Raw genomic sequence first — 4848 nt, forward strand, 5'->3', positions numbered from 1 at the left:
GAACGCGACGGCCGCGCGGGCGGTGATCCCGCGGGCGCCGCCGATCAGCAGGACCACGGAGTCCGGGCCGAGGCCCAGCGCGGCCAGCTCGCCGCCGCCCGGACCGGCTCCGGAGTAGGCGATCGAGCCCAGGTCGGCGGGCCGGGGTTCGATGGTGAAGCGGCCGCCGTCGTCGTGCCCGACCACGGACGGGCCGTCGCTGAGGGCCTCGTCGACCAGCACTTTCGCGACGTCCTGCGTGACCTCGACGAGCCGGGTGACGCCGTCGCGTTCGAGCGCGGCCGAGCGGACCAGGCCGCGCAGGCCCGGCACCGCGTCCGGCGCGGCGGCCACGAGCACGGTCCCCCGCAACGCCTTGAGCCGGGCGAACACGTCGGTCACGTCGTGGGCGAGCAGCACGGTGATGTCCGCGTCGCCGTCGACGACTTCCGCACCAGCGGCGGCGAAGGCGGTCCTGACGGAGTCGTCCGCTCCGAGCACCGCGACGGATTTCCCGTGCAGCCGCGCGGGATCGGGGTCGAGCGGTACCGGCACGCGGTCGAGCCGGTACCGGGTGGGTGCGGCGGCCGCCAGCGTGGGGCTCAGCCAGCTCTCCAGGTGCGCGGTCAGCGCGTCGGCCGTCCGGTCGCGGCTGAGCTGGTCGGTGCGGTCGTCGGACGGCAGCCCCAGCCGGGACAGCAGTGTGCCCGCGATTTCGGTGCGCTTGATCGAGTCGATCGACAGGTCGGCTTCGAGGTCGAGATCGCCGGCGATCATCTCGGCCGGGTAGCCGGTGCGTTCGCTGATCACGCCGATCACCGTGCCCAGGACGTCGGCCGGTGTCTCGGCCACCGGTTCGGGTTCCGGTTCCGCGTGCACCACCGGTATCGGAGCGGGCGGCGCGGGCGCCGGGGCGGGCGCGCCGCCGAGGTAGCCGAGCATCACTTCCCGTTGCGCCGCCACGAGTTCGCGGGTGGTGCGCAGGAAGTCGACGACGGCCTGGTCGCGGCCGGGAGCGGGCTGGGTCATGGCGGTACTCCGGATTCGTCGGGCCGGGGGCAGGGCGGGTGCCTCGGCACCGGGCGCGCGGGCGGACCGCCCGTCCACGGCCCAGGCGGTGGGGGACGGCGCCGGGGGCTTCGCACGCATCAGGCGTTCGGTGCGGACGTCGACCCCGGCGGCGGCGAGTTTCGCCAGCGCGGCCAGGAAACCGGTCAGGTCGGGTCCGCAAGCGACGACGGTGTGCGGTCGGTCGCCGAGGATCTCCCCGACCAGCCGGGACAGCACCCGGCCGGGTCCGGCTTCGACGAACGTCCGGGCGCCCGCCGCGTACATCGACTCGATCTGGTCGAGGAACCGCACCGGGGCACCGATCTGCGCGGCGAGTTCGGCCTTGACGTCGTCGCCGTAGGGCGCCGCGGTGCGGTTCGCCCACACCGGCAGCTTCGGGTCCACAAGGGACTCCTCCGCGAGTTCCGCCGCGAAGACGGCACCGGCGGCGGCGACCAGGGGACTGTGGAACGCGCAGGCGACCGGGATCCGCTTGGCGGCGAACCCGGTCTCCCGCAGCCGCCGGATCGCGCGTTCGACCGCCGCCACCGGTCCGGAAAGGACGACCTGTTCGGGCGCGTTGTGGTTGGCCACCACGACGTCCGGGCCGATCAGGGTGGACGTCAGCGCGTCCCGCGGTGCCTTGACGGCGGCCATCGCGCCGGGCTGGGTGACGTCGGCGATGGCCCGCGCGCGGGCCCGGCTGAGCCGCAGCAGCGTCCCGGTGTCGAACGCGCCCGCGACGGACAGCGCGACCAGCTCGCCGTAGCTGTGCCCGGCCAGGAAGTCCGGCCGGACGCCGACCTGCGCCAGCAGCCGGGCGACCGCCGTCTCGACCAGCCCGAGCGCGGGCTGCGCCACCTGCGTGTCGGTAAGGGCTTTCTCCTGTTCCTGGACGGCGTCCGCGGCGAACACCCGGGGCGGGAACGCTTTCGCGGCGACGTCGGGGGCGAGCTTGAGCAGCTCGGCCAGCTCCGGGAAGTGCACGAACAGCTCGGCGAGCATGCCGGGGCGCTGGCTGCCCTGGCCGGGGAACAGGAAGGCGATCTTCCCGGGGTCGGCGTCGGCGCGCCGGATCCCGGCAAGGGCTTTCTCGGCCGCGGCGGGCCAGTCGCGGGGGCCGTGGCGGCGGTCCGGGGCGACCGGGCCGGCGCCCAGCACGGCGTGGAAGTTGGTGCCGCCGAAGCCGAACGCGCTGACTCCGGCGAGCCGGGCCGGGTCCGCCCACGGGCGCGCCGCGGTGGTGAACGTGAACGGGCTGGCGGCCGGGTCCCATGCGGTGTTCGGCTCGCTCAGGTGCAGCGTCGGCGGGACGACTTCGTGCCAGAGCGCCAGTGCCGCCTTGATCAGCCCGGCCAGCCCGGCCGTGCACTTCGTGTGGCCGATCTGGCTCTTGACCGAACCGAGCGCGCAGCTGCCGGGCGCGGCGCCCGCGTCGGCGAAGAACCCGGTCAGCGTCCGCAGTTCGGTCGCGTCGCCGACCACTGTGCCCGTGCCGTGGGCTTCGACGAGCCCGACGTCCACAGGGGACACTCCGGCGTCGCGGTAAGCGCGTTCCAGGGCGCGGTACTGGCCTTCCGGGCGGGGCGCGGTCAGGCCGAGCGCCTTGCCGTCGCTGGCCGCGCCGACGCCCTTGACCACGGCGTAGATCCGGTCGCCGTCGCGCTCGGCGTCGGCCAGGCGCTTGAGCACCAGGCAGGCGACGCCCTCGCCGAGTGCGATCCCGTCGGCGGCGGCGTCGAACGGGCGGCAGCGGCCGGTCGGCGAGAGGGCGCCGGCCGAGGTGAACATCAGGTAGTCGTGGATGCCGTTGTGCAGGTCGACGGCGCCGCAGAGGACCAGTTCGCTCGTCCCGGCGCGCAGTTCCTTGGCGGCGAGGTCCAGCGCGGCCAGGGAAGAACCGCACGCGGCGTCGACCGTGTAGTTGGCGCCGCCGAGGTCGAGCCGGTTGGCGATCCGGCCGGAGATGACGTTGGCAAGCGTGCCGGGGAAGGTGTCCTCGGTCGGTTCGGGCAGCTGAGCCAGCAGTTCGGATGGGACCTCGTCGAGGTAGCCGTCGAGGAGGGACCGCAGCGTGCCCGCGTTGGCCAGGTCGCCGCCCGCCTCCGCGCCGAACACGACACTCGTGCGCTCGCGGTCGAAGTCCCGGTGCGCGTACCCGGCGTCTTCGAGGGCCCGGCGGGCGGTCTCCAGCGACACCAGCTGGGCCGGGTCGATGCTGCCCATCGCGGACGGCGGGATCCCGAAGTCGAGCGGGTCGACGGCCACCGGGGGGAGGAAGCCGCCCCACTTGGACGTCGACTGTCCGAAGTAGACTTCCGGGTCCCAGCGCTCCGGCGGCACCTCGGTGACGGCGTCCTCGCCGCGCAGGACGTTCGACCAGAACGCTTCGAGGTCCGGCGCGCCGGGGAACGCGCAGGCCATCCCGATGACGGCGATGTCCCGGGTGTCCCCCGGTGGTACGGGTTCTTCGGTCCGGGTGAACGTTTTCCCGGCCGAGACTTCGCGGTGCAGCTCGGCGATCGTCGTCTTCCGGTCGCGCAGCACCGCGACCTCCCCGGCCATGAACATCCCTTCGGCCAGCTGGGTTTCCTCGTCGAGACTTTCCCCGCCGTGGCGGACACCCTTGCTCGCGACGCGCAGCCGTCCGGTGTTCAGCTCCTCGAGCCGCTGCCAGGCCTCCTGCGCGGGCACGTCCCGCAGACTCGCTTTGACCTGCTCGAATTCCGCGGTATACGGGCTGGGCAGGCAGCGCGTGCGGTGGCCCGGCGCGGTCTCCAGCGTGACGGTCGTGTCGGCTTCGAGCGCGCGCCGCTGGAACAGGTCGGTGATCGCCCCGTGCGTCACGGCTTCTTCGGTGAAGAGGTACGCGGTGCCCATCAGGACCCCGACGGCGTCGAGCGGCGCCGCCATCGCCCGGACCACCGCCGCCGAACGCGCGTCGTGGATCCCGCCCGCGAACAGCACTTCGACGTCCTTCGCCGCGCCGAGCACGGCCAGTTGTTCTTCCCACAGCTCGAAACTCGCGCGCGGGCCGACGTGCCCGCCGCATTCGGCGCCCTCGAAGACGAACCGGCGGACCCCGGCGTCGAGGTACTGGCCGAGCAGGATCGGCGACGGCACGTGCACGAAGGTCGCGATCCCCTCGGCTTCGAGAGCCTTGGCCTGGCCGGGTTTCCCGCCCGCGATCAGCACGCACCGCGGCCGGGCGGCGCGGATCGCGGCGAGCTGCGCGGCGCGCAGGTCGTCCGGGACGAAGCCGAGGATCCCGGCACCCCACGGCCGGTCGCCGAGCAGTTCGGCGGTGCGGGTCAGGAGTTCGGTGGTGCGCGCGCCGTTCGAAGTGGCCACGGCGACGAACGGGAACCCGCCCGCTTCGGCGACCGCGGCCGCGAACGCGGGCTGGTCGCTCACCCGCGTCATCGGCCCCTGGACCACCGGGAGCGCGGTGCCCAGCGTCCGCAGCAGCCGGTCCGGCGCGGTCACCCCGGGAACGGTGGCACCGATGATCCGGCGGACGTCCGATTCCACTGTGGACGTCGTGACCACGCCCGCCGCGCCCCCGGCCAGGGCGCCGACGGCGGTCCGCGGTCCGGCCACGGTCCCCCACACCGGGACGTCGAAGGCGTTCAGGAGTTGTTGCAGCAGCACGAAGTCGCTCAGCTCGCCGCCGCGCGCGACCAGCCCCAGCGCACCTTGACTGACCGCCTCGGCGGCCGTGGCGACGCCACCGACTTCGGCGAGCGCACCGGCCCACGGCGCTTTCGTGCGCACGGCGAAGGCCGCGCCCGCGGGCAACGGGCCGTCCGTGCGCACCCC

Annotated in this window: 1 protein-coding gene; it reads right to left on the minus strand. The window is 74.2% G+C overall.

The window, feature by feature from the left end; translation table 11 throughout:
- The coding region (locus G3I65_RS52995) for a polyketide synthase (RefSeq protein WP_309236097.1) at positions 1–4845 on the minus strand (4845 nt) is incomplete at its 3' end.
- Positions 4846–4848: the final 3 nt, after the last annotated feature.

It is taken from the genome of Amycolatopsis sp. SID8362, assembly GCF_010550475.1.
GTDB lineage: Bacteria > Actinomycetota > Actinomycetes > Mycobacteriales > Pseudonocardiaceae > Amycolatopsis > Amycolatopsis eburnea.